At 69.6% G+C, this 24,762-nt stretch carries 22 protein-coding genes; 9 read left to right on the plus strand and 13 right to left on the minus strand.

The window, feature by feature from the left end:
• Positions 1-195: 195 nt before the first annotated feature.
• Entirely contained in the window at positions 196-840 is a 645-nt protein-coding gene (locus SD37_RS26055; protein ID WP_037314416.1) for a helix-turn-helix transcriptional regulator, read from the minus strand.
• A gap of 92 nt (positions 841-932) precedes the next feature.
• On the opposite strand from SD37_RS26055, the gene SD37_RS26060 reads away from it, so the two are divergent.
• The 4 genes from SD37_RS26060 (at position 933) to SD37_RS26075 (ending at position 6,523) form a co-directional block, all read left to right on the plus strand.
• On the plus strand, positions 933-3,182 hold the full coding sequence (locus SD37_RS26060) for an ATP-binding protein (RefSeq protein WP_044851222.1): 2,250 nt from the start codon (positions 933-935) through the stop codon (positions 3,180-3,182).
• 79 nt (positions 3,183-3,261) lie between these two features.
• A complete protein-coding gene (locus tag SD37_RS26065; protein ID WP_044851223.1) occupies positions 3,262-3,909 on the plus strand; it encodes a TetR/AcrR family transcriptional regulator in 648 nt (215 codons plus the stop codon).
• A gap of 212 nt (positions 3,910-4,121) precedes the next feature.
• The gene (locus tag SD37_RS26070) at positions 4,122-4,787 is read left to right on the plus strand and encodes a helix-turn-helix transcriptional regulator (protein ID WP_044851254.1); all 666 of its coding nucleotides are present in this window, start codon (positions 4,122-4,124) and stop codon (positions 4,785-4,787) included.
• A gap of 518 nt (positions 4,788-5,305) precedes the next feature.
• Positions 5,306-6,523 (plus strand): glycosyltransferase, encoded by a 1,218-nt coding sequence (locus SD37_RS26075; protein WP_044851224.1) that lies wholly within the window; start codon positions 5,306-5,308, stop codon positions 6,521-6,523.
• A 35-nt stretch (positions 6,524-6,558) separates the two neighbouring features.
• Here the strand turns inward: SD37_RS26075 and SD37_RS26080 are convergent, their stop codons facing one another.
• Positions 6,559-7,437, minus strand: a complete 879-nt coding sequence (locus SD37_RS26080; RefSeq protein ID WP_044851225.1) for an NAD(P)H-binding protein — start codon at positions 7,435-7,437, stop codon at positions 6,559-6,561.
• 100 nt (positions 7,438-7,537) lie between these two features.
• On the opposite strand from SD37_RS26080, the gene SD37_RS26085 reads away from it, so the two are divergent.
• A complete protein-coding gene (locus tag SD37_RS26085) occupies positions 7,538-8,428 on the plus strand; it encodes a LysR family transcriptional regulator (RefSeq protein WP_044851226.1) in 891 nt (296 codons plus the stop codon).
• Here the strand turns inward: SD37_RS26085 and SD37_RS26090 are convergent.
• Positions 8,416-9,333: a DMT family transporter gene (locus SD37_RS26090; RefSeq protein ID WP_044851227.1), complete on the minus strand. Its 918-nt coding sequence runs from the start codon at positions 9,331-9,333 to the stop codon at positions 8,416-8,418. The genes SD37_RS26085 and SD37_RS26090 overlap by 13 nt on opposite strands.
• 72 nt (positions 9,334-9,405) lie before the next feature.
• On the opposite strand from SD37_RS26090, the gene SD37_RS26095 reads away from it, so the two are divergent.
• From SD37_RS26095 to SD37_RS26105, 3 genes are all read left to right on the plus strand, one after another.
• A complete protein-coding gene (locus SD37_RS26095) occupies positions 9,406-10,347 on the plus strand; it encodes a LysR family transcriptional regulator (RefSeq protein WP_044851228.1) in 942 nt (313 codons plus the stop codon).
• A gap of 51 nt (positions 10,348-10,398) precedes the next feature.
• The gene (locus SD37_RS26100; protein WP_044852078.1) at positions 10,399-11,589 is read left to right on the plus strand and encodes an IS30 family transposase; all 1,191 of its coding nucleotides are present in this window, start codon (positions 10,399-10,401) and stop codon (positions 11,587-11,589) included.
• Positions 11,590-11,725: 136 nt separating this feature from the next.
• Entirely contained in the window at positions 11,726-12,784 is a 1,059-nt protein-coding gene (locus tag SD37_RS26105; RefSeq protein WP_044849790.1) for a hypothetical protein, read from the plus strand.
• A 95-nt stretch (positions 12,785-12,879) separates the two neighbouring features.
• Here SD37_RS26105 and SD37_RS26110 read toward each other — a convergent pair whose 3' ends face one another.
• From SD37_RS26110 to SD37_RS26120, 3 genes are all read right to left on the minus strand, one after another.
• On the minus strand, positions 12,880-13,755 hold the full coding sequence (locus SD37_RS26110; protein WP_044849791.1) for a manganese catalase: 876 nt from the start codon (positions 13,753-13,755) through the stop codon (positions 12,880-12,882).
• A gap of 220 nt (positions 13,756-13,975) precedes the next feature.
• On the minus strand, positions 13,976-15,031 hold the full coding sequence (locus tag SD37_RS26115) for a tartrate dehydrogenase (RefSeq protein ID WP_044849792.1): 1,056 nt from the start codon (positions 15,029-15,031) through the stop codon (positions 13,976-13,978).
• Between the two features lie 72 nt (positions 15,032-15,103).
• Positions 15,104-15,982, minus strand: a complete 879-nt coding sequence (locus tag SD37_RS26120; protein WP_044849793.1) for a LysR family transcriptional regulator — start codon at positions 15,980-15,982, stop codon at positions 15,104-15,106.
• A gap of 145 nt (positions 15,983-16,127) precedes the next feature.
• Here SD37_RS26120 and SD37_RS26125 point away from each other — a divergent pair, with 145 nt between their 5' ends.
• Complete coding sequence (locus SD37_RS26125) at positions 16,128-17,495, plus strand: GntP family permease (protein ID WP_044849794.1); 1,368 nt, start codon at positions 16,128-16,130, stop codon at positions 17,493-17,495.
• 22 nt (positions 17,496-17,517) lie between these two features.
• On the opposite strand, the gene SD37_RS26130 is transcribed toward SD37_RS26125, so the two are convergent.
• Genes SD37_RS26130 through SD37_RS26160 form a run of 7 tightly spaced genes read right to left on the minus strand, consistent with a single transcriptional unit; the run spans position 17,518 to position 24,701 of the window.
• A complete protein-coding gene (locus SD37_RS26130) occupies positions 17,518-17,916 on the minus strand; it encodes a hypothetical protein (RefSeq protein ID WP_044849795.1) in 399 nt (132 codons plus the stop codon).
• Positions 17,917-17,936: 20 nt separating this feature from the next.
• Positions 17,937-20,939 carry a WXG100 family type VII secretion target gene (locus SD37_RS44160; RefSeq protein WP_044849796.1) on the minus strand — a complete coding sequence of 1,001 codons (3,003 nt, stop codon included), beginning with the start codon at positions 20,937-20,939 and terminating at the stop codon, positions 17,937-17,939.
• Positions 20,939-21,250 (minus strand): hypothetical protein, encoded by a 312-nt coding sequence (locus tag SD37_RS26140; RefSeq protein WP_044849797.1) that lies wholly within the window; start codon positions 21,248-21,250, stop codon positions 20,939-20,941. Before SD37_RS26140 ends, SD37_RS44160 begins: the two co-directional genes overlap by 1 nt.
• A 5-nt stretch (positions 21,251-21,255) precedes the next feature.
• Positions 21,256-21,519: an acyl carrier protein gene (locus tag SD37_RS26145; protein WP_044849798.1), complete on the minus strand. Its 264-nt coding sequence runs from the start codon at positions 21,517-21,519 to the stop codon at positions 21,256-21,258.
• On the minus strand, positions 21,512-23,161 hold the full coding sequence (locus SD37_RS26150) for a fatty acyl-AMP ligase (RefSeq protein ID WP_044849799.1): 1,650 nt from the start codon (positions 23,159-23,161) through the stop codon (positions 21,512-21,514). Before SD37_RS26150 ends, SD37_RS26145 begins: the two co-directional genes overlap by 8 nt.
• Before the next feature lie 13 nt (positions 23,162-23,174).
• Positions 23,175-24,251: an ACR3 family arsenite efflux transporter gene (gene arsB / locus SD37_RS26155; protein ID WP_044850121.1), complete on the minus strand. Its 1,077-nt coding sequence runs from the start codon at positions 24,249-24,251 to the stop codon at positions 23,175-23,177.
• A 45-nt stretch (positions 24,252-24,296) separates the two neighbouring features.
• Positions 24,297-24,701 (minus strand): arsenate reductase ArsC, encoded by a 405-nt coding sequence (locus SD37_RS26160; protein WP_044849800.1) that lies wholly within the window; start codon positions 24,699-24,701, stop codon positions 24,297-24,299.
• Between the last annotated feature and the right edge of the window lie 61 nt (positions 24,702-24,762).

Below are 24,762 nucleotides of genomic sequence, written 5' to 3' on the forward strand. Positions count from 1 at the left end.
GCGCGGGCAGCGCTTTGTGCCCTGGCGGCTCTTGACAATCGACGTTCCACAGTGGACACGGCACCGTCCGGACCGGACAGGAGACGAACGCATGGAAGCAGTCCGGGTGAGCGCGTCACCGACCGGCCGCGGTCGCGGAACCGGTCGCACGCGGTGGTCTACGCGATCCGGGAGGGAATGATCCGAGGGCGCCGGTCAGATGAGACCTTCGCGGAGCGCGTAGGCCACGACGTGCGTGCGGTTGCGCAGGCCGAACCGGCTGAGCAGCCCGTGGAGGATGTTCTTCACGGTCCTGTCGGAGTACGCCACGCGCCGGGCGATCTCACCGGTGTCGAACCCGTCGGCGAGGAGCCGGAGCACCTCGGTCTCGCGCGGCGACAGTCCGCTGAGCGTGATCTCGCGCGGTTCCAGAACTTCCTTGTGCAGCCGCGAAATCCCCCGCAGGAGACTGCCGAGCTGGTCGGCTGGCAGATCGCCCCGGCCGGCATGGGCGTCGGCGACAGCGCGCAGCAGCCGCGCCGGCGTCGCCTCGGAACGCGTGACGACGACGGCGAGCCCGCGTTCCACCGCGGCCCACAGTTCGGCCTGTTTCGGCTGATCGGCGACCAGCACCAGCCGCGCGGGCCCCACCGGGATCCGGTGGGGCTCGGCCCCCGCGACCGCGACGAGGACCTCGGCCGTCGCCGGATCGTCTCGCAGGACGATCCCCGGACCGGTGCCCAGCGCGCTGCGCAGACCGGCCCGGACGAGCGGGTCGTCGGCGTACACCGCGACCCGGATCTCACGGCGCTCCTCGGTCCGGACGCCCGCGCGGACGGACGTCGTCATGATCGTCGTCATGTTTCCAGGTAACCGGCTCCGGAGAAGGCGCGACAAGCGCAACCAGGGGGCAGCTTTTCGTCGCCGGAAGCCTGCCGGTTGAATGGACCGCGGTGAAACCGGTGGAGGCGGGCGACAAGCGGTCGGTGTTCGGAAAGCTCCTGCTCGAACACCGGCGGGCCGTGGGGTGGACACAGGAGCGGCTGGCCGAGGCCTCCGGGCTCAGCGTCCGCGCCCTGCGCGAACTGGAACACGGCCGCGCGCGGGCCGCTCAGCAACGCTCCGCCGAAGTGCTCGCCGACGCGCTCGGCCTGACGGGCGGTGACCGGGAGTTCTTCCTGACCGTCGCCAAACAGGGGCGGCGCCGGAACCCGGCGCTGGCCGATCAGGCCGCGGCGACCTGCGCGCTCCCCGCGCCCCTCTCGGATCTGTGCGGCCGCGAAAGCGAACTGGCGCAGCTGTCGGCGAAGGTCGCCGAAGGCGGCGGCGTGGTCGCGATCGTCGGGCAGGCCGGGGTCGGGAAGACCGCGCTCGCGGTGACGGCGGCGGACCGGATGCGCGGGGACTTCCCCGACGGCCGTTTCGCGGTGAATCTGCGCGGGATGGACGAAGAACCGCTGAGCGCCCGGGCGGCGCTCGACCGGCTTCTGCGTGCGCTGGACGTCGCCCCGGGGCAGGTGCCCGCCTCCGAAGGCGAACGGTCGGCGTTGCTGCGAAGGCTGCTCGAAGGACGGAAAGTCCTGCTGTTGCTCGACAACGCCGCCGACGAGGCGCAGGTCCGTCCGCTGCTGGTCACCGGACCGGACTCCCTCACTTTGATCACCTGCCGCCGCACGCTCGCCGGGCTCGAGGGCGCTCGCTGGCTGGGGCTCGAGCCGCTTTCGGACGGCGGCGCGACCGGTCTTCTCGGCATGATCGTCGGCGCGGACCGGGTACGCGCGGAACCCGCCGCGGCACGGGAACTCGTCGAACTGTGCGGGTATCTGCCGCTCGCGGTCCGGATCGCGGGCAACCGCCTCGCCACCCGGCCACAATGGACACTGGCCCAGCTGGCCGACCGGCTGCGCGACGAAGGCACCCGGCTGCGCGCGCTCGCGGCGGGCGATCTCCAGCTGCGCTCGGCGTTCGACCTGTCCTATCGCGCGGTTTCGGCCGGGGCGCGGCTGCTGTTCCGGCGGCTGGCGACCGTGCCGGGCGCCGACTTCGGCCTCGAACTCGCGGGCGTCGTGTCCCGCGCGGCCGCCGCCGACGTCCGCGACCAGCTCGACGAACTCGTCGACGCCAGCCTTCTGCAGACCACGGCCGTCCCGGAACGGCACCAGTTCCACGACCTGATCCGCCTGTTCGCCGAGGAACGGTTCGAGGCGGAGGAGGACCCGGCCGAGCGGGACACCGTGCTCGCCCATCTGCTCGGCAAGGCGACCGAGGTGGCCCGGTTGTTCTACCCGGGCGCGCCGGAGAGCGGGCGATTCGGCACGCGGGACGAGGCAGGCCCCTGGCTGGACGTCGAAGGCGAGAACTGGGTCGCCGCGCAACGGGTGGCGGCGCGGCGGGGCTGGCATCAGGAGGTCAGCGATCTCGCCGTCGCGCTGCATTGGTACTCCGACGGGCGGAGCGGGCAGCGGCCGTGGTGGGAGATCTTCTCGCTCGGCGCGGACGCGGCGAGGGCACTCGGAAACGCCGCGGACGAAGCGAAACTGCTCAACTTCGTCGGCTGGGCCTGCAATGTGTGTCTCGACGACCACGACGGCGCAGTGGCGGCGCACCGCCGTGCGCTGGAGATCGCCACCCGCATCGGCGACCGCGTCGAGCAGGCCTGGGCGGCCATCTACCTCGGCCAGGCACTGCGCTACGCCGGGGAACCCGCCGAAGCGTTCGACTTCGCGAAACGCGGGTACGAATCGGCCGGTGAGCTGCCGTTCTGGAACGGGCAGAGTTCGGCGAGGAACGTCTACGGGCAGGCCTTGCTCGCGGCCGGGCGGCATTCCGAAGCGCTCGCCGTCCACCAAGCCGTCCTCGACGACGCCGAACGGCTGGCCGCCGACACCTACCCCGGTCTTCACCGCATGCTGAAGGCACTGACCCTCCGCGCCATCGGCGACGTACGCGGGGATCTCGCCGAATGGCGGGAGGCTGCGGGCTGCTACCGCACCGGGCGGTGGCTGTCGTGGGAAGGCGGATTCGGCTCGATGGAAGCGATCTGCGCGCTCCGCGAAGGCCGCGCCTGGCGGGAGGCGGGCGCCGTCGAGGAGGCCAGGGAATGCCTCACCCTGGCCGTCGAACTCTCCCCCGAACCCGGCTTCCGCGCCCGCCGGGAACAGGCACTGGCCGAACTCGCGCTCCTGCCCCCTCAAGCCTCGTGAGTGGTGATGACGGTTCTAACCCTCATTACCACTCACGAGGCAGGCAACTAAGCTTCGTGCCGACGAGGCGGGAGGGCCGATGACGGACGCGGACGGGCAGAGCCCGCGGGAGCGCTACCGCGACCAGGTGCGCGCGGAGATCAAGCAGCACGCGTGGGAGCAGATCGCCACCGCCGGGGTCTCCGCGCTGTCGCTCAACGCGATCGCCAAACAGGTCGGCATGAGCGGCCCGGCCCTGTACCGGTACTTCGCCGGCCGCGACGACCTCATCACCGCGCTCATCCGCGACGCCTACCGAAGCCTCGCCGACACCGTCCGGGCGGCTTTCGACTCCGGCGCCGATCTGACCGGGCTCGCGGTCACCATCCGGGACTGGGCCCGGAGCGACCCGCAGCGCTATTTCCTCATCTACGGCACGCCCGTCCCCGGCTACCACGCGCCAGAGGACACCACCGCCATCTCGAGCGAAGTCATGGCGGTGCTGCTCGAAGCCTGCGCCGCGATCACCGTGGACCGGCCGGAGACGCCGTTCGACGCGCATTTGGACAGCCATCGCGAATGGGCGGGCGACCATCCGGCCACGTCGGCGACCCTGCACCGCGCGCTCGCCTTCTGGACCCGCCTGCACGGCGTGCTCTCGCTCGAACTCGCCGGCCACTTCACCGGGATGAAGTTCGACCCCGACCTGCTGATCGCGGACGAACTGGACAACCTCACCACGCGGTGACCGCCTTCGCTGAACCTTTTCGCCCCGCCGGTCGTCTTGCCCTGTGACGCCGGGGAGGTCAGCGGTGCCGCTGTTGACAGCGTCCGCCGGTCGTTATAGCTTCTAAGTAAAGCTAGAGCCATTCACCGCGGATCGGTCCTCACCACGCCACCCGACGGCCGGTCCACCTGCCCGTTTCCGGGTTCCGAGCGCTTCGGATGGGGACTTCGATCATGAATCGCGGCGGGAAGAGCACCAGAGGGACCGGCCGCGTCAGGGTCGCCGTGCACGCCCCGGACGTCCTGGCCGGACTCGGTGCGACGGCCATCCTCGGTGCCGACGAGCGGCTCCAGGTACTTTCCGGCACCGACCTCGGCCTGGCCGAAGTGATCGTGACCGTCGGGGATTCGGTGGGCGACGCGGTTTTCACCTTCCTGCGCCGGGTTCGTGCCGCGTCGTCGCTGGAGCCGCCTCCCCGGTGCGTGATCGTCACCGACCACTTCCCGGTCCAAGTCCTGATGACGGCGATCGAATGCGGGATGGCCGCGTTGCTGCCGCGGCGCGACCTCGACGGCGAGCACCTGGTGCGGACGATCCTCGCGGTCAGCCAAGGCGCCGGGGCGCTGCCGCCCCGTTTGCAGGGCACCCTGCTCTCCCAACTCGAACGGATACAGGAGGATTTGCTCGCGCCCAACGGTCTCGCGCTGTCCGGGTTGTCCGACCGGGAACGCGAGGTCCTGCGCCTGCTGGCCGACGGCCACGGCACGGAGGAGATCGCGGCCGAACTCGCCTACTCGGAGAGCACGGTGAAGAACGTCCTCCACCGGGTGATGACGCGCTATGGCCTCAACAACCGGACGCACGCCGTCGCCTTCGCCCTGCGCACCGGCTCCATCTGAAGGATCGCCGTCGCACTTGACGGGAAGACCAGGGTCAGGGGTGGCCGTGGGGTGCGCGGGGCTGAAGGGGCCTTTCCTCTCATCGCATGCGGCGAAGGGCGCTTTCCCCGCATGTGATGCGGGGAAAGCGCCCTTCAGCCCTACCGAAGACTCAGACCACGGTCCGTGAAGCCCCCTTGCATACCCTGAAGGTCAGGGGCCCGGCAAAGTCGTGATCTTGCAGGTCAGGCACCTAGTCGTCATGGCGCAGGCCGACGATGAAGGAATTGGGACGTTGAGTGTCCCAATTCCTTCATGGACGCGGGTCGCACCCGGTTGCGAAGCTCGATCAACGGGATCAGGACCTGCCCCGGAACCCTGATGGCTGTCCAGAATGGACGCGCGAAAACCGCGATGAACTCAAGTCTTTTCCCCGCCCCCTTCAATTTATAGCGGACATGGGGGCTTGCGGCAAGGCCGGGGTCATCCCCCAGAATTGCCCGCCGAAAGCCAAAACCTGCGGAAATGGGAGTCGCGAAGTGCGTGTTTTGTTGACGACGTGGGGGTCACGCGGGGATGTCGAGCCCTTGGCGGGGCTCGTGCTGGGATTGCGGGAGCTCGGCGCGGAAGCGCGGGTGTGCGCGCCGCCGGACGAGGAGTTCGCGGAATTGCTGGAGCAGGTCGGGGTGCCGCTGGTGCCGCTCGGCCCGTCGGTACGTTCGGTGGTCGCCGGTCCGAAGCCGCCGACGGGGGAAGACGCGCTGAAGCTCGCCCCGGCCTTGGTCGCCGCACGGTTCGAAACGCTCACCGCGGCGGCGGAGGGATGTGACGTGCTCCTGGCGACCGGTCTGCTGCCCGCCGGCGCGCGGGATGTGGCCGAGAAATTCGGAATTCCTTACGTGTACGCGTGTTTCCACATCTTCGGGCTGCCGTCGCGGCATTTCGCCCCGGGGCAGCGGCCGGGGACGCCGTCCCCGGAGGGCGAGACCGACAAGCGGGTGCTGTGGCGGCAGGACGCCGAACGCGTGAACGCCCTGTACGGCGGGGCGCTCAACAGCCATCGGGCGGCGATCGGGCTGCCACCGGTGGACAACGTCCGCGACCACGTCTTCACCGGCAGTCCGTGGCTGGCGGCGGACGAGACCCTGTGTCCGTCGGAGGGGATGACGGACCTCGACCTCGTCCAAACGGGAGCGTGGATCCGGCCTGACGACCGCCCGCTCCCGGAGGAGCTGGAGAGGTTCCTCGACGCCGGCACGCCGCCGGTGTACGTGGGCTTCGGCAGCATGGCCGCCTACGCGCCGAAGGACATCGCGCGGGTGGCCGTCGAGGCGATCCGGGCGCAGGGCAGGCGAATCCTGCTCGGCCGCGGCTGGGCCGGGCTGGCGTCCGTCGACGACGCCGACGATTGCTTCGTCGTCGGCGAGGTCAACCAGCAGGCGCTGTTCCCCCGGGTGGCCGCCGTCGTGCACCACGGTGGTGCGGGCACCACGACGACGGCTTCCCGGGCAGGCGCGCCGCAGGTGATCGCCCCGCGGATCGCGGACCAGCCGCTCTGGGCCGCGAGGGTGGCGGAGCTGGGAATCGGGGTGGCACATCACGAACCGACGCCGACCGTCGAGTCGCTGTCCGCCGCGCTGACGGCGGTCCTGACCCCCGAAACCCGAGCGCGGGCGAAGGCCGTGGCCGACAAGATCCGGACCGACGGGGCGACGGTGGCCGCGAAGCTGCTCTTCGACCTGGCCAAGGCGGCGTGACGGCTCGTGAGTGGTAATGACGGTTAGAACCGTCATTACCACTCACGAGAGGGCTTCAGCACCTCCTCGCACCACTGGCGGAAGGTCGTCGGCGTGGTGGCCTCCGGGGTGCGCGGTTCGACGTTGTCGAGTCCCGCTTCCTTGGCGGCCATCATGTCGGCCATTCCTTGCGCCATCGCTTCGGACCATCCGCGTTCGAGCTGCGCCGCGCGGACCGCGTCCAGGGAAACCCGCTGGTACCGGACCGGCCGCCCGAGCACCTCGGACATGATCTCCGCGAGGTCGTTCTGCGACAGGTCTTCCGGGCCCAGCACCGGCACGTCCGCCACGCCGTGCCACGACGGATCGCGCAGTAATCCGGCTGCGGCCGCGGCGATGTCGCGCGTGGCGCACAGCGGTGCCTTGCGGTCGCCCGAGATCGGCGCGAAGAACACGCCGTCGTTCGCGATCGAATGGGCCTGCCACAACAGGTTGTCCATGAAGGTGGGCATCGTCAGTGCCCGGTAGTTCACGCCCGACCCGGCGATCAGGTCGTCCATGGCCAGCGACGCCGAAACGTGCCCGGCGTTCTTCGCGACGCCACGGCCGAGGGCCGAAACGCCGACCACCCTGGCCACGCCTTGCTTCTTGAAGGCGTCGCAAGCCGGACGGGTGAAGTCCACGAAGGCGGCTTCGAGACTCTCGGCGCGCGGATCCGCGGCGACGAGCCAGAACACGGCGTCCGCGTTCATGAAGGCTTCGTCGACGACGTCAGGGTCGCTGTGTGAGCCCTTGACGACCTCGACGCGTTCGCGGACGTGATCGGGCAGGCGGGCGGGATCGCGGGCGATCACGCGGACCGGCTCGCCGCTTTCGAGCAGGGTGCCGAGCACCTGGCTGCCGATCTGCCCGGTCGGCGTGGTGACGACGATCATGAGGACTCCGAGGTGATAGGGGATTTCGACGTCACCCAGTCAAGGCCGGAAGGCCGCCGGACTGAAGGACCGGCTCGGTCGCCATTGATACCCTGGGGATATGAGTGACCTGGAGACGCGGCAGCTCAGGTATTTCGTGGCGGTCGCGGAGGAGCTCCACTTCGGACGGGCGGCCGAACGGCTTTCCATTGCACAACCGCCCCTCTCCAGGGCGATCCGGGAGCTGGAACGACGGCTGGACGTCCGGCTGCTCGAACGCACCACCCGGCAGGTCACGCTGACGGGCGCGGGCGAGGTGTTCTTGCGGGACGCCAGGATCGCACTGGAGGCCGTCGCCGCGGCGGAACGGCGAGCGCGTCAGGCGGGCCGCCCCGATCCCCGGCTGCGGCTGGCGCTGAAGGCCGACCACGACGCCGGTCTGCTCCCGAAGATCATCGAGACCTACGAAGCCGAAGACGGTGCCCTGCCGATCGAACTGGTCCTCGGCGGCCGGGGCGAACAACCCCGCCAACTCCGGGACGGCCGGGCGGACGTGGCGCTCGTCCCCTCCCCTTTCGACTCGAGCCGCCTGGACTTCGAGCCGTTGCTGACCGAACCCCGGCTGGTGGCGCTGGCGGCGAACGATCCGCTGGCGGCGAGGTCGCGGCTGAGCCTGGCGGATCTGGCGGGGCGGCTCCTCCCCGACGGCGCTCCCGCCGACCAGGGACCGACGGCCGGACCGCCCGCCACCGCGGCGGCGCACGGTCCCGTCTCGGACCTGACGCAGATCTTCAAACTCGTCGAGCTGGGCACCATCGTCTGTTTCCTGCCCGTGTCGGTGGCGGATCGCTACCGCCGCACGGGCATCACGTACCTGCCCGTCGACGACCTGGAGCCCACGACGCTCGCCGTGATGTGGCCCCAGGATTCCCGGTCACCGGCCGTCGCGGCCTTCGTCCGCGCGGCGACCACGGTGGTGACGACCGCCTACGCCCTCGGTCACCGAAGCTGAACGCCGCTCAGCGGCCGGTGCTCGTGGTTCCGTGACGACCGTCCACCCAGGAACGAAACCGCGCCCACGGCGATGACGACGAGCGCGCAGCCCGCCAGTTGCGGCGGGGTCGGCCACTGGCCGAGCAGGGCGGCTCCGAACAGGATCGCGGCGGCGGGTTGCAGCATGAGCACGGCGGATCCGCCGCTCGACGGCAGCGCCGACAGGGCCTTCCCCACCAGGAGCCAGCCGAGCACCTGTCCGGTCACGGCCAGCACGAGCAGCCACAGCAGCGCCGGAACAGGCGGCGTGACGTCGAGATTTCCCGCCACCAGACCGGAAACACCGCCCACACTCGCGGAGGCCGCGGTCGCCGTGGCGAGCATCGTGGTGCGTCCGCCGCCTTCGTTCCCGGCGCGGCGCAACAGGATCAGATAGCCGGCGTAGGCCACACCGGCCAGTACCGCCATGATCGTGCCGTACCAGGGATCGCTACCCGCGGCACCGCCGTCCGCGAGCCCCCCGGCCAAGGCCGTCCCCGCCAGCATGAGCGGGATCGACAGCCAGAAGAACCGCGACGGCCGCTCGCCGAACCACAGCAGCCCGGCGAGCGGGACCAGGACGACTTGGACGTTGACCAGCGCCGTGGCGACCCCCGCGCCGACGGCGAGGATCGCCTCGCTCCACAGCACCATGTCGATCCCGAGCAGGACACCGGCGAGCAGGTGCGCCGGGGCGGGCCGGTGCCCGCGCTCCCGTGCCAGAGCCAGGAACACGAGGATCGGCAAGGCGAACAGGCAGCGGAAGAACGTCGCCGTCGTCGAACTCACGCCGGACAACGCGACGAGCGGGGCGGGCAGGGCGATGGCGAGGGCGCCGAGCAGGCCTTGCGCCCGGGGATCGGCGAGGATTCCGCGGTGGGACATGACTTCGATTCGACCGCAGGAGAGCGGGGAGGACCAGCGAGATCCTCTTACCGCGAGGGTTAAGCTCGGCTAATGAGTGGCGATCTGTCCAATGTGGAGCGACTGCGGATGCTGCACGCGGTGTGGCGACGGGGATCGCTCGCCGCGGCGGCCGAGGTACTGCACGTGACGCCGTCGGCGATCTCCCAGCAGCTGACCAAACTGGAACGGGAGGCGGGCACCGGGCTCCTCATCCGGCATGGCCGAGGAGTCCGGCTCACCCCGGCGGGTCTGCTGCTCGCGCAACGTTCGGACCGGGTGCTGGCCGAACTCCGGGCCGCCCGCGCCGATCTGGACTCCCTCACCGGGGCGACGACCGGCGTCGTCGAGATCGGCGCCATCCCGTCCGGGGTGCACACGTTCATCACACCCGCGCTCACCGGCCTCGCGGTCCGCCACCCCGGTATCGAGGCCCGGCTGCACGAGGTCGAACCGGAAGTGGCCCTGCCGGGGCTCGCCGACGGCGTCTTCGACGTCGTGGTCGTCGAGAGCTGGGAGAACCTGCCGCTCACCAGGCCGCCGGACACCCGCTGGACCGTGCTGCGCGACGACTCGGCGAGGCTCGTGCTCCCCGCCGGGCACCGCCTCGCCGCCGCGGAATCGGTGCGCGCCGAAGAGCTGGCCGACGAGATCTGGGTCGCCTGGGCCCGCCCCACGCGCGCGAACGCCTGGCTCCGCCAGACACTGCGCGAACGCGGCATCGAACCGACGGTCCGGCATACGGTCAGCGGTTTCGGCACCCAGTTCGCCGTGGTCGCCGGGTTCGGCGCTGTCACGCTGGTGCCGAGTATGGCCACCACGATCGCGCCGCCGACCGTGGTGTGCACCGCGCTCTATCCCCCACTGCACCGGCAGCTCTACGCCGTGCAGCCCCAAGGCGAGGCCCGGCCCGCCGTCGCCGGATGCGTCACCGCGCTCGTCGAGGCGGCCCGCACGTGGGGCGACCAAGTGCTCGTGAGTGGTAATGAGGGTTAGAACTGCTTGGGTTCTAGTGGTCGTCGCAACATCTGATGTGGAGGTGTTGTGATGGCTGGGTTTCGTCGTCGTTGGTTGCTGCGGGATGTGCGGGCGGGGTTTTGGGATGGGGTCCGGGCCGGGTTGTCGGTGGAGCGGGCAGCGGTGGCCGTGGGCGTGTCGCGGGCCAGTGGGAGACGGTTGTTCGACGAGGCTGGCGGCGTGATCAGTAATGCGCCGAAGTCTGGATCGGGCCGCTATCTCTCGCTGGCCGAGCGGGAGGAGATCATGATCCTGTGGGCCCAGCGGGTGCCGAAAGCGGAGATCGCGCGCCGGCTGGGCCGGGATCGCTCCACGATCGGGCGGGAACTGGACCGCAACAGCACCGGGCAGGGCTATCGGGCCAGTTCGGCTCAGCGCGCGGCCGAGGAGCGGGCGACACGACCGAAACCGGCGAAGCTGGCCGCCGACCCGGTGCTACGGGACAGGGTCCAGGCGGATCTGCGGGCACGATGGTCGCCGGAACAGATCACTGCCAGGCTGGTCCGGGACTTTCCCGACCAGCCGAGGATGCACGTGAGTCACGAGACGATCTACCAGGCCATCTACGTCCAAGGACGAGGCGCGCTGCGGCGTGAGCTGGCGCAGTGTCTGCGGACCGGGCGAGCGATCCGCCGACCGCGGCGGATGCCTGACGGGCGCCGGACCCGCCAGGGCAAGATCGCCGGGATGGTCCCGATCTCCGAACGCCCCGCCGAAGCCGCGGACCGGGCGATCCCGGGGCATTGGGAAGGCGATTTGATCATGGGCAAGGACAATCGTTCGGCGATCGGGACCCTGGTCGAACGCTCGACCAGGTTCTGCCTGCTGCTGCACCTGCCCGGCGGGAAAGACGCCGCTACCGTCGCCGAGGAGATGATCAAGACAATCCAGCGGCTGCCCGCCGAGCTACGCCGGTCACTGGCCTGGGACCAAGGCACCGAAATGGCCCAGCACGCCCAGATCACCCTCGCCACCGACCTCGACATCTACTTCTGCGACCCACACGCACCCTGGCAACGCGGCTCCAACGAGAACACCAACGGACTGCTCCGCCAGTACTTCCCCAAAGGCACCGACCTCGCCACACATACCCCCGAAGACCTCGCGAGGGTGGCCGCCGAACTCAACGGCCGCCCCCGCAAAACCCTCGACTGGGACACCCCAGCCGAACGACTCAACAAGCTACTGTCCTCATACGAGCACGTTGCGACGATCGCGTGAATCCACCCTGTCATTACCACTCACGAGCACGAAGTCCTTTGTGGAGCGCGGTGTCGGCTCCGATGAGGACACTCGCGTCACCCGGTCAGTGCAACTTTCCCCACTGCAAGCGACTTCCGCACTAGGCTGCCCACTCGTGCCCGATCCGACGCCAGGACCCGGCTTCACCGCGGTCGATCTGCGGCCGCTCTCCGCCGGGGAGGGGACGAGCGCGTACCGCGTGAACGACACCGGGGTGATCGTGGGCGAATCGGGTTCGCGACCGGTGCGCTGGGATCGCGACGGGCGGCCCTCGCCCCTGCCGATCCTCGACGGTCATTCCGGCGGCCGCGCCACCGATGTCAACGCCGCGGGTGTCGTCGCCGGCGCGCTCTACACCGGCGAGTTCCTCCGGCCCGTGTGCTGGGGACCCGACGGCCGGGTGCACGATCTCGAACTCCCCGCGGGCATGGTCTGCGGCACGGCGAGCCGGGTGAACGACCGCGGGTCGGTGCTGGGCAACGCGATGCGGCCCGGTTACCGCTGGCGGGCGCTGCGGTGGGAACCCGACGGCGAGGCCGTGGAACTCGACGCGCTGCCCGGCGCGGGCGACACCCACGGCCAGGACATGAACGGGCTGGACGAGGTCGTCGGATCCGCGAAGGACGGCACCGGCGCCCGCACCGCGGTGCGCTGGACCAGCTCGGGGAAGATCGCCAAACTGCCCCCGCCCCGGCGCGCGACCGCCTGCGGGATCACCGACTCCGGCGCCATCCTCGGCGACGGGGTGGTGTGGGACCGCGACGGTGGCACCACCTTGCTCACCGGCGAGCCGGAGTTCACCGCGGGACAGGTCGTCCGGATCTCCCGGCACGGCGTCGCGATCGGCTGGGGCGTGACGCCGGGCCGGCACGGCACCTGCGCGCGCTGGGATCGTGCCGGACGGCCCACGGTGCTCCCGCCCCTCCCCTTCGACGTCACCAGTACCTGCTTCGACATCGCCGACACCGGGACCGTCGTCGGCGAGTCGGCGGGCCGGGGAACGGTGCGACCAGTCCGCTGGGAGGCCGACGCGACACCGATGCCGCTCCCGTCGCCTCGCGGTCTCACGGCGATCGTCGCCCAGCACATCAACGCGACGGGCGATCTCATCATCGGTTACGGCATCTGCCCGGACAGCTCCACCTACCGCGGGATCGCCTGGCACCGGTCGTGAGCCGGGGGCTGAAGGGAACTTTCCCCGCATGTGACGCGGTGAAGGGCGCTTTCCCCGCATCGCATGCGAGGAAAGCATCCTTCAGCTCCGGCAGGCTAGCGCTTCTTGGTGGCCTTGGACTTGGCCTCCTTGGCCTTGCCCTTGACCGTGCCGACGGCGTCCTGGATCGGCGCGTAAGTGCCGAAGAGGGCCGGATCGGGTTTCGGCGCGGTGCCCGGGCCCCCGAGCGGTTGGGGATCGGTCAGGTATTCGATCCCTTCGCCGCCGAAGCTCCAGCCGCCCTTGCTTCCGTCCGAGCCATCGGAGAGGCGCCACACGGTGTTGTTGTGGTCCTGGTTCTCTTCGTCGAACAACGCGGTCGGCGCGATGGCGCCTTCCAGGCCGTCCGCTTCGAGTTCTTCGATGGCGGCCAGCCACTGCTTCTGGTGCACGGTGTCACGAGCGAGGTTGAACTGCAGCATCGCCTTCACCCCGGGATCGTCGGTCATGTTGTAGAGACGCGCCGTCTGCAGCCTGCCTTGCGCCTCGGCCGCCGCGTTGGCCCGGAAATCGGCCAGCAGGTTGCCGCTGGCCACGATGTAACCACCGTTCCACGGCACACCTTGGCTGTTGTTGGGCAGCGCGCCACCGCCCGCGACGATCGCCTGCTGCGGATCCATCCCGCCGAGGACGGCCGCCATCACCGGATCCTTGGCCGCTTCGGCCGTCTCGGTCGCGGGCGCTCCTTCCAGCAACCGGGCGACCATCGTCGCGAGCATCTCCACATGCCCGATCTCCTCGGTGGCCGTGTCCATGATCAGGTCCTTGTACTTGCCCTCGATCCGGCAATTCCAGCCCTGGAACAGGTATTGCATGGTCACGGTCATCTCGCCGTACGCGCCGCCGATCAATTCCTGGAGCTTGCGGGCGTAAACGGGGTCGGGCTTCTCGGGCTTGGCTTCGAATTGCAGGAGCTTGGTATGGCGGAACATCGAGTACCTCCATGCTGGGAAACGTCCGAAAGGCGCACGAAAACCCCGCCAGACCGCTGACGCGGTAACGCGATTTCCTTCGGGACAAGCGAAAACAGAAGGGCCGGGGTCATCCGCCTCTGCACGGCTCCAGGACGGCTTTCTCCAGCCCGGAACCAGGCGAACAGTTCGGCGGGTACCCCGGTCGCGACCCTTCACACCTGCGCCCGCGAAAAGCTCGTCACCCCACTCGTTTCAGCACCGCGCGCGTGTACCCGGCGGTGTCGGCGGTCCCGCCGAGGTCGGGGGTGCCGATGCCGTCGGCCAGCGCGCCGAATGCGGCGGCCAGCAGTTCCTCGCCCGCTTCGGGATGCCCCAGATGGTCGAGCATCATGGCCGCGGACCACAGCGCGCCCAGCGGGTTGGCCTTGCCCTGCCCGGCGATGTCGGGCGCGGAGCCGTGCACCGGCTCGAACATCGACGGGAATTCCCGCTCGGGGTTGAGGTTCGCCGCCGGGGCGACCCCGATGCTCCCGGCCACCGCGGCGGCGAGGTCGCTGAGGATGTCGCCGAAGAGGTTGGAGCCGACGATCACGTCGAACCGCTCCGGCGCCAGGACGAGCTTGGCGGCGAGCGCGTCGATGTGCTCCTTGTCGGAGCGCACGCCCTGGTGCCGCCCGGCCACCTCTTCCACCAGTTCGTCCCAGAACGGCATGGTGTGGACGATCCCGTTGCTCTTCGTCGCCGAGGTCACGTGGTTCCGGCGGTTCCCGGCCAGCGTGTAGGCGTACTCGACGACGCGGGTGACCCCCTTGCGCGTGAACACCGCCTCCTGCACGGCCAGTTCGTCTTCGGTGCCGCGGCCGAGCCGTCCGCCGATCTCGGAGTACTCGCCTTCGACGTTCTCCCGCACCACGACCAGATCGACGTCTCCGGCACCCGCGGCGCGCAACGGGCTGGGCACCCCGTCGAGCACTTTGACCGGACGCAGGTTGACGTACTGCCGGAAACCGCGCCGGATCGGGATCAGCAACCCCCACAGCGACACGTGGTCCGGCACGCCGGGCCAGCCGACCGCGCCCAGCAGCACGGCGTCGTGCCGCCGGATCCGGTCGAGGCCGTCGGACGGCATCATCGCGCCCTCGGCGAGGTAGCGCTCGCAGGACCAGTCGAAGGAGTCGTAGGTGAAGGCGATCCCGTGCCGTGCACCGACGGCGGAGAGCACCGCCTGGGCCGGGGGAAGCACCTCGGTGCCGATGCCGTCGCCGGGGATGAGTGCGATGCGGTAGCTGATCATGCGCCCAGTGGACGCCGGGCCGGGCAGGCAAGTCCAAGACGCAGTTCTTGCGCCACTGAAAGGCTGTGCCTATCAGTGTGATCCCGCCAGGTCGTGGAAGGCGGCCGCGGCCGGGCTCAAGCGGCCCGGCCGGGACACCAGGGACACGTCGAGCGAATCGGGACAATCCAGCGACCGCACCGCGGCACCCGCCGCTTTCGCCAGTGCACGCCAGGAATCGCTGACCACGGCGATGCCCACGCCCGCGAGGACGAGGGGCAGGACGGCCTCGCGATGCTCGACCTCGACCGCGAACCGGCTGCCGGGGGCCTGACGGCGCACGGTGTCGGCCACCCCGCGCATACCCGTGCCCTGCTGGCCGACGATGAGCGCCGCCCCGGCGAGATCGGCGGGCCGGACGGGATCCCCGGCGGGCAAGGCCGCTTCGTCGCGGCCCAGTACGGCGAAGCGCTGCGTCTCCAGGTGCAAGGCCGCCAAACCGGGTAGCGATCCGGCCGCCGGCGAGGCCGCCACCACGCCGAGTTCCGCGTCGCCGGTGGTGAGCATCCTCCGCACGTCGTCGGGTGTGCTCGCCGCGCGGACGGAGACCTGCACGCGCGGGTTGACCGCGGCGAAAGCGGCGATGAGCCGGGCGAGCGGACTCACCGACTGCGAGGGCATCGAGGCGATGACCAGCTCCCCGCCGAGGAGACCATCGACGGCCTCCACCGTGGCCCTGGCGAGGTCCAGCCCCCGCATGACCTCGCGGGCGGGCGCCACGAGCGCATGGCCGGCGGCGGTCAGCACCAGCCGCCGTCCGGTCCGGTGGAACAGCAGGCTGCCCAGGTCCCGTTCGAGCGTGCGCAGGGCCTGGGAGACCGACGGCTGGGCGACGTAAAGCCGTTCCGCGGCCCGGTGGACGCTTCCGGCGTCGACGACGGCAAGGAAGTACTTCAGCTGACGCGCGTCCATGCCGAACCTCCGCGTGATCGATAGTCGTGGCCTATCAGTTTGCCAGCAACCCGGTCTTGGACCGGCGACCCATCCGAGGGGCTTACTGGGTCGCCATGTGGGACGGCACCGGCGCCGTCCCGCCGCGAGTCCCGAGGAGGGCACCGTGTCCGATGCCTGGCTCCTTGCCCACACCGGTATCGCCATCGTGGGCATCGTCGTGATGATCACCTGGCTGAAGACGCCACCGATCTTCGGACTGCTGATCGGCGCCACCTATCTGGGGCTGGCCACGGGCCTGGGCGCGAGCGGCACCACCGAAGCGCTCGCCGCCGGATTCGGTGACGTGATGGCCGAAATCGGCATGCTGATCACCTTCGGCGTCGTCATCGGCACGCTGCTGACCGCGACGAACACCCTGCACCGCGTCCTGGAACGACTGCTGGGCGTCTTCGGGGAGAAACGGGTGCCGATGGTGTTCGCCGTCTCGCTGTCGACCGTGTTCACGTCCATCTATTCCGATGTGGTCCTGGTGCTCACCGCGCCCTTGGCCCGGCGTCTCGGCGGACGGCTGGGTTCCCGGGGTGTCGCGCTCATGGGCGGTGCGCTGACCGCCGGGATCGAGGTCGGCCTGGTCTTCGTCGTTCCCGGTGTGGCGGCGCTCGCCGTCGCGGGCCTGCTGCACGTGCCGCTCGGCGAGATGTTCCTCTACGGGCTGGCCGTCGGGCTTCCCACCGCCGTCCTCACCATGCTCGTCTTCGCGCTGCTGCTCCGGCGGCCGCTGCGCTGGAATCCCGCCACCGACGAACTGGTGGCGGACCGCGATCACGACGACGGCGACGGGAGCGGCGCAGCCGCGAGCCCGGCCACGACCACCACGGCCGTCCGGCAGTTGCCGCTTTCGCTGTCCGTCTCCCCGGTGGTGGTGACGCTGGCGCTGATCGCCCTGGGCGCGCTCGCCAACGCCTTCCGTTTCCCGCTGGGGCCCGTCACGCTGCTGAGCGAACCGGTGATCGCCATGGCGATCGGCGCCGGCCTCGCACATCTGCTGGCCCGGCGTGTCCTTCCCGCGCACGAGGTCAACGCGGCCGTGGGCAAGGCCTTGGCGATGGCCGGGCCCATTCTCGTGCTGTCCGGGCTCTCGGGTTCGGTCGCCGAGGTGATCGGGAAATCGGGACTGCGCGACGTACTGGCAGGCTCGTTCGGCACCGGGTTCCTGCCGCCCCTGGTGCTCGTATGGCTGATCGCCGCCGTCCTGCACATCGCGATGGGGTCCATCTCGATCGCCGCGATCACCGCGGCGGGCATCCTCGCCCCGATCGCGGGTTCACTCGGTGTCCCGGTGGTACTGGTCGCCCTGGCCGCCTGCTCGGGCGCGCTGTTCCTTCCTCACGTCAGCAGCAACTTCTTCTGGATGTTCCAATCGCTGCTCGGGCTGACCACCAAAGGCACGTTCAAGACCCACACCGTGGCCATGTCACTGGCCTCGGTGCTCTCACTTCCGCTCGTGCTGCTGCTCGACGTCGTCGTCTGACGACGTCGAGCAGTCCGGAAGGTCAGTCGCGCCAACGGTTGTTGAGGAAGGCGTCGTCCTCGTCGTCCACTGGCGCCTGCCGAGACCGCGGAGCGCGACGGGGTGCGTCCCGCGGCGTGCGGGCGGACGGCTCCGGGGTGAACGCCGGGGCGTCGAAGGCGGGCGCGTCCTCGAACGCCGAGCCGTTGCCTGGTTCCGCGTGCGTCCGGTCCGTGCTCCAGCCGGACTTCGTCTTGCGCTGCCCCAGTTCCCGCCGGTGCTCGACGTACCGCTGCGCCGTCTGGACCTGCTTGGTCATGAACTCCTGCGCGCCGGCCTTGATCTCCTTCGCACGCTGATCCCGCAGTCCCCGGCGCTCCGCCTGCTCGCGGACAAGGCCGTCCAGGGTCGTCTTCATACTGGACGTTTCGTCGGCGCTCATAAGTTCTCCCCTGCCGTGGCTCACCGCTTGCGGGTGACCGGCTGTTCCTCGTCGTCCAGCAGTGAACCGGTGATCCGGCCGGTGGGTTCGTTGATCTGGTCGAACACCTCACCCTCGATCCGGTACGCGCGGTTGGACCGTTCCTGGTCACCGCCCGCTCCGCCGCCCGCGCCACCGCCGCCCATGCCACCCATCGGCGGCATCGCACCGCCGCCGAACGCCTGACCCGCCGGTGCGCCCATCGTGCCCGACGGGGCGGCCGAAGCCACGGGCTGCGGCTGATGCGTCCCGCCGCCGGTGTGCACCCCTTCGGACAACGACGACGGCTGCCCTGTCGCGGGAGTCGCGATGTCGTGGGAAATCGGCGGCACCGAGCCACCACCACCGCCACCGCCGAAGCCGCCTCCACCGCCACCACTGGTACCGCCGGTACCGGGGATGCCTTCGGGGCCCGTGCCGCCATGTGGGGTGAACGCCGGGCGGGATTCGGGCTGCACCGTGCCGGTGACCGGGGTGAGCGGATGCGCCGCCTTGTCCGTGCGGGGATTCTCTTCGCCGAGGGTGTACGTGGTCGGTTTGCCGGTGCCGTCGTCGACGGTGACGACCGTCGGGCCGTTCGGGCCGTCCGGACGTTCGGCGGTGATCTTGACGTCGCCGTCCTGGATGTGGATCTTGCCGTCCGGACCGGGGCGGTGGATCCCGTCCTTGCCCGGTTGCCCGTCGTCCGTGCCGGGAGCGGAACCCAGCTTGGATTCCTCACCGTCGCCGGTCCAGTCGAGCTTGAAGTCCTTGGCCGTCCCGGAACCGTCGCCGACCTTGATCTCCATCTCGCCGTCTTTGTCCGGCTCGGTCATCTCGAAGGTCTTGTCGCCCTGCTTGACCTTGAGGGTTTCGCGTTCGCCGTCTTCGGCCTTGTCGCCGTCTTCGCCGGGTTTCTCTCCAGGTTTGTCCCCGGGTTTGTCCCCGGCCAGCTTGTCGCCGTCTTCCCCGGACAGCCCGTCACCCATCTTGTCCAGCGCTTCGGAAGCCTGCTTCTTCGCGTCTTCGGTCGCCTTGTCGGCGGCGTCTTTCGCGTCGGCGGCATCCGAACGGGCTTCGTCACCCGTGCCGCCGAGCGGGGCGTCGCCGAGCTTCCCGAGTGCCTCGGATGCCTGCTTCTTCGCTTCTTCCTGGGCTCGCTCGTTCGCCGCCTTGGCTTCGGCGGCGGCGTCCGTGCTCCCCGGGCCGCCACCGGAACCGCCAGTCGAACCGGGACCGCCCGCCGGACCGGAACCACCGCCGCCGAGTTCGCCGCCGGCGGGTCCGTCGCCCATCTTGCCCAGCGCCTCGGAAGCCTGCTTCTTCGCGTTCTCGGCCGCCGCGGCGGCTTGTTTCTTCGCCTCTTCGGCGGCCGCTTTCTGCTCGTCGCCGGAGGACGGCGGCGGGACCGAGCCCGAGGGCGAGGTCTTGTCCTTGTCCCCGTCGGGGCCGGGACCACCGGAACCGCCGGGTGCTCCCCCGCCGGAGCCGCCATCGGGGATGGAGACGTTCGGGATCGGCGGAGGAGGTTTCTGCTGGCCTGACGGATCGGTGCCGCCGGAACCCGAGCCGCCGGGACCACCGGTGCCGGAGCCGTCCTGGCCGCCACCGGGTCCACCGTCGCCGGAACCACCGGGGCCACCGCCGAACCCGCCGTTGGGGCCGCCGACGCCGGAGCCGTTCGGGCCGCCGCCGGATCCCCCGTTGCCCGAACCGCCGGATCCTCCGTTACCGGAACCGCCGGGGCCGCCGCCGGAACCACCGGTGAAGTCCGGGGCGCCACTTCCGCCCGGTCCGCCGCCAGGGCCGCCGCCCGGTCCGCCCGCGCCGGAGCCGCCCGGCTTGTCCGCCCCTTCGAACTCGTTCTTGACCTTGCCCATCACCTTGTCGAGTTCGGCGTAGGCCTGGTCGACGAACTCCTTGGTTTCCTTGCAGGTCTTCTCGAATCCCTGGTAGATGATGTCCCACATCTCCGGGACGAACTGCTTCTGCACCCACTGCTTGGCGAGGTTCTGGCCCGCCTTCTTGAACTCGTCGTCGTCGCAGCAGCCGTCGTTGTTCAGCTGCTGGACCAGGTTGGAGCCGAAGTTGACGTCCATCCAGCCCGCGATCGCGCCGAGGTCCTCCTTGCCGCTCTTCTCCCCGGCGGCGATGGCGATCACCTTCTGCGCCATCGGGAAGTCCGCGCGGCCGACCACCTCCTTGTACAGGTCGATGACCGCGTCGGCCTTGCCCTTGCACAGCTTGAACACCGTGGCGGTGGTGCTCAGCGTCGCCTCACTCGCGTGGTTCAGCGTCTCCGCGAGTTTCTTCGCCTTCGGCAGGATCTTCTCGTTGTAGTTCTCCGAAGAGGCGTCCGCGGCCTTCCCGGTCCAGGTCCCGTAAAGGGTGTTCAGCTCGGAGCCGGTTTCCTGGATCGTCCTGTCGACGGTCGTCGAGCCGGTCTTGAAGTGGGCGGCGTCGTCGACGAAGTTCTTGAAGTTGATGCCGCGCTGCTCGTCGAACGGCTTCTTGATGTCCTTCTCGAAGTCGAGCGCGCGGGTGGTGCCCCGGCAGTCTTCCGGGAGCTTCGCCAGCAGCGAACCGAAGGTCTGGAACACCTTGAGCGCCGGCGCGGCGGCGTCGAAGATCTCGTCCGACGTCTTGGTCCCGGCGCCCTCCGCGGTGGGTTCCTTCGTGCCGTCCAGCTTCTTGTTGCCTTCGGTGACGGCCTTCGTCTCTTGCTTCTGGTTGTAGTTGGCCTGCTCACCGGCGGCCTTCGCGCCTTTGAAGACCTCGTCGAGATCGCCGGAGGCCAGCATCGGCATGGCGTTGTAGGAATCCGCGTACTTCTCGGCTTCCTTGCGTTTCTGCTTGATCTCCTCCGGCTCCTGATCCGCCATGAACGGCGGCGGCGCCGGATGCGTCCGCATCCACGTACTGATGAGCCGGTTCTTCTGCTCGGCGGGCACACTCGGGTCGTCGAGGACGGCCTTGACGTCGGTCCAGGTGGTCGTGGTGGCCACTAGCGCATCCCCGTCTTGGTGATCTTGTTCTTCTGCTCGTCCTCGTTGGCGCCGTAGGTGGTGCCCGCCGTACCGAGATTCGTGCCGAACGTGGCGAGGGTGGTCTTGTAGCCGTTGACCGCGGCCCACAGCGCCGCCACGCCATCGGTGTACTTCTTCGCGTGATCGCCGTGCGCCTGGCCGAAACCGGCCGCGTTCACCGGAGTACTCGACAGATCGGGGTTGTCCTCCAGCAACCGATCCGTCAGTTTCCCGACGTTCTTCGACGCCGATGAAAGCGCATCGGTCGCCGCGGTGAAGCCCCCGCTCATTCTTTTCAGCGCCTTTCGTCGGCTACGCCGGCCTTGTCGCCGAGTGCCTCGGCGAGTACTTCGGCCACCGACCCGATGTCGGTGAACCGGCCGAGCTGGTCGAGATCGATCTTCACGTCGTGGTAGATCTCCAGCGCCGAAAGGAGTTTTATCCGTCCTTTGGAGTCGATTCCCAGCTCTTCGAGCGGTGCGTCCAGTGCGATTTCGGCCGGATCAAGCCGAAAAGTCTCACTGACGACGTTCGCGACATCCGCGCGGTGATCACCCACGGCGCCGACTATAACGCGCCTTGGCCGCCGCACGCGCGACCTTGCCACTGGAAGTGCGCGGAAGGTCACCGGAGGGGACCAGGCGGACCGATCGCAACGTCAGATCGTGTTCGCGGGACACCGCCCGCAATACCACTCTGGTGACTTCTTTGACATCGGCGTCGGCGTTCTTTGCCCATTCGGCTACCACCATTGCCCCTTCACCCATTTCGTCCGCCACACCGAAAGCGGCGACACGGTCGCGACGGATCGCCGGATGCGCTTCGGCGGCCACCGCTTCGATGTCCTGAGGATGGAAATTGCGGCCGTCGATGACGATGAGATCCTTGAGCCTGCCGGTGATGTAGAGGTCGCCGCGATGGAAGACACCCAAATCGCCGGTGCGCAGCCAACCACGGACACCTTCGAGTTCGGCGCCGAACGCGGCGGCGTCGCCACGGCCCCAGTAGCCCGCCGCGACGTTCGGGCCGTGGATCCAGATCTCCCCGGCCTGGCCGTCCGGCAGCGCGACCCCGTCGCGGACGATCCGGACCCGCTGTCCGAGGGGACGGCCCACCGAAACGAGTTCCGTGCCGTCCGGCACTTCCACCGCATGGCCCTGCGCGAGGGCTTCGCGGTCGAACACCGCGCTCCGAGGCCCCTCGTCGTCCGCGCTCGCCACGTACACGGTCGCCTCGGCCAGGCCGTAGGACGGACGGTGGGCTTCCGGCCGAAAGCCACGCGGGCCGAAGACCTCCTGGAACCGTGTGATCGTGCGCGGCCGCACCGGCTCGCTGCCGTTGAGCGCGATACGCACGTCCGAGAGATCGAGGTCGTCCCCGGCCTCTCCGGCGGCGTCGGCGGCGAGGTCGAAGGCGAAGTTCGGCGCGGCGGTGAACACGGCCGGATGGTCCGCCAGCTGACGCAGCCATCGCGCAGGTTTGTGCACGAATTCGGCCGGTGCCATGAACACCGACCGCGCACCGGCGAAGACCGGCAGGCACAGCAGCTGGATCAGGCCCATGTCATGGAAGAACGGGATCCAGCCGGCGCAGGTCGTCCCCTCGTCGACGGCGTAGGCCCGGCTCGCCTGCCAGCAGGCCGCGACGACCGCGCGGTGCGGGATCACCGCACCGGCAGGCTCCCGTGTCGAACCGGACGTGTACTGGAGATAGGCGGGACTTTCGGGCGCGGCCGGGAGCGGATCCGCGCCCGGCCCGGAAAGTTCGTCGACCACGACGAGGTGTTCGGGCGTCCCCGCTTCCCGGGTTTTCGCCGCGGCGGCCGAAGAGGTCAGCCACACCCGGGCGTCGCAGTCCTCCAGTACCCCGGTGAGCCTGCCTCGCTGAGCGGGGCTGCCCGGCGCCATCAGCGGCACGGCCACCAGACCGGCGGCGAGCGCCCCGTAGAAGGCGAGCGGGTAGTTCAGGTCCTGACCGGTGAGCACCGCGACGCGATCACCCGGCCGCGTGATGCCGCGCAGCGTTCCCGCGACTTCCCGCACCCGGGAGACGAACTCCGTCCAGGTGACCGTGTGGTCCACGCCCGCGCTGTGGTCCTGATGCGTGAACAAGGGACGGGGATCGGCGGCGCGGGTGAACAGCCGCTCGATGATCGAAGTGCGCAGTACCTGTTCCGGAACATCCACCGGCGACGCGGTCATGATCGGCAACCTATCAGTGCGAACGAGCCGTCCAGCGCGAACGCAACCACAGGCTGACGTACACCAGCCCCACCAGCACCGGCACTTCGATCAGCGGGCCGACGACCCCCGCGAGCGCCTGCCCGGAGGTGACCCCGAAAACGCCGATGGCCACGGCGATCGCGAGTTCGAAGTTGTTGCCCGCGGCGGTGAAGGCCAGCGTCGTGGTGCGCTCGTAGGACAGGCCGGACGCCTTGCCCAGCGCGTATCCGCCGCCCCACATCACCGCGAAGTACACCAGCAGCGGCAAGGCGATCCTGACGACGTCCAGCGGCCGGGACGTGATGTTGTCACCTTGGAGGGCGAAGAGCACGACGATGGTGAACAGCAGCCCGTACAGCGCGATCGGGCCGATCTTCGGCAGGAACCTGTTTTCGTACCACTCGCGTCCCTTGCCGCGCTCGCCGACGCGGCGGGACAGATAGCCGGCGGCGAGGGGAATGCCGAGGAAGATGAGCACGCTGAGCGCGATCTCCCACGGCGAGAAGTCGATGCTGGCGGTGTCGAGGCCGAGCCAGCCGGGCAGCAGGTCGAGGTAGAACCAGCCGAGCACACCGAACATGATCACCTGGAACACCGAGTTCAGCGCGACCAGCACCGCCGCGGCCTCGCGGTCGCCGCACGCCAGGTCGTTCCAGATGATCACCATCGCGATACAGCGGGCCAGCCCGACGATGATCAGGCCGGTCCGGTACTCCGGCAGATCCGGCAACATCAGCCACGCCAGCGCGAACATCAGCGCCGGGCCCGCGATCCAGTTGAGGACAAGGGAAAGCACCATCGTGCGCCGGTCGCCGGTGACCGTGCCGAGCTTGTCGTAGCGGACTTTCGCCAGCACCGGGTACATCATCAGCAGCAGCCCGAGCGCGATCGGCAGCGAAACCTGCCCGATCTTCACCGCGTCCAGCACACCCTGCAGACCCGGGACGACGCTGCCCAGCAGGAGACCGGCCGCCATCGCGGCGATGATCCAGACGGGCAGGAACCGATCCAAAAAGGACAGTTTGCGCAGGACATCGGCGTCGGCCGACGACCTCGCCTTGCCGTCGATAGGGATCACGAGAGTGGTTCTCCTGAATCCAGTGGGGATCGGGGGCTACGCGTCGAGGATTTCGGCGAGCAGGCCACGGACACGGCGATCGATCTCGTCGCGGATCGGGCGGACGGCCTCCAGGCCCTGCCCTGCCGGGTCTTCCAGCGGCCAGTCCAGGTAACGCTTGCCGGGAAAGACCGGGCAGGTGTCCCCGCAGCCCATGGTGATCACCACGTCGGAGGCGTCGACGTCCTCTGTGGACAGTTTGGTGGGAAGCTCGGCGGTGATGTCCAGTCCCCATTCCGCGAGCGCCGCGGCGGCGGCCGGGTTCACCTTCTCCGCGGGTTCGGAGCCGGCGGAGCGGACGGCGACGCGCCCGAGCGAGTAGTGCCGCAGCAGTCCGGCGGCCATCTGCGAGCGGCCCGCGTTGTGCACGCAGACGAACAACACCTCAGGCGTGCGGGTCATACCCGGTTCCCTTTCCTCGTGACACGGACACTGGATCGAAGTATCTCGATGCAATTGAAGG

Source organism: Amycolatopsis orientalis (assembly GCF_000943515.2).
GTDB lineage: Bacteria > Actinomycetota > Actinomycetes > Mycobacteriales > Pseudonocardiaceae > Amycolatopsis > Amycolatopsis orientalis.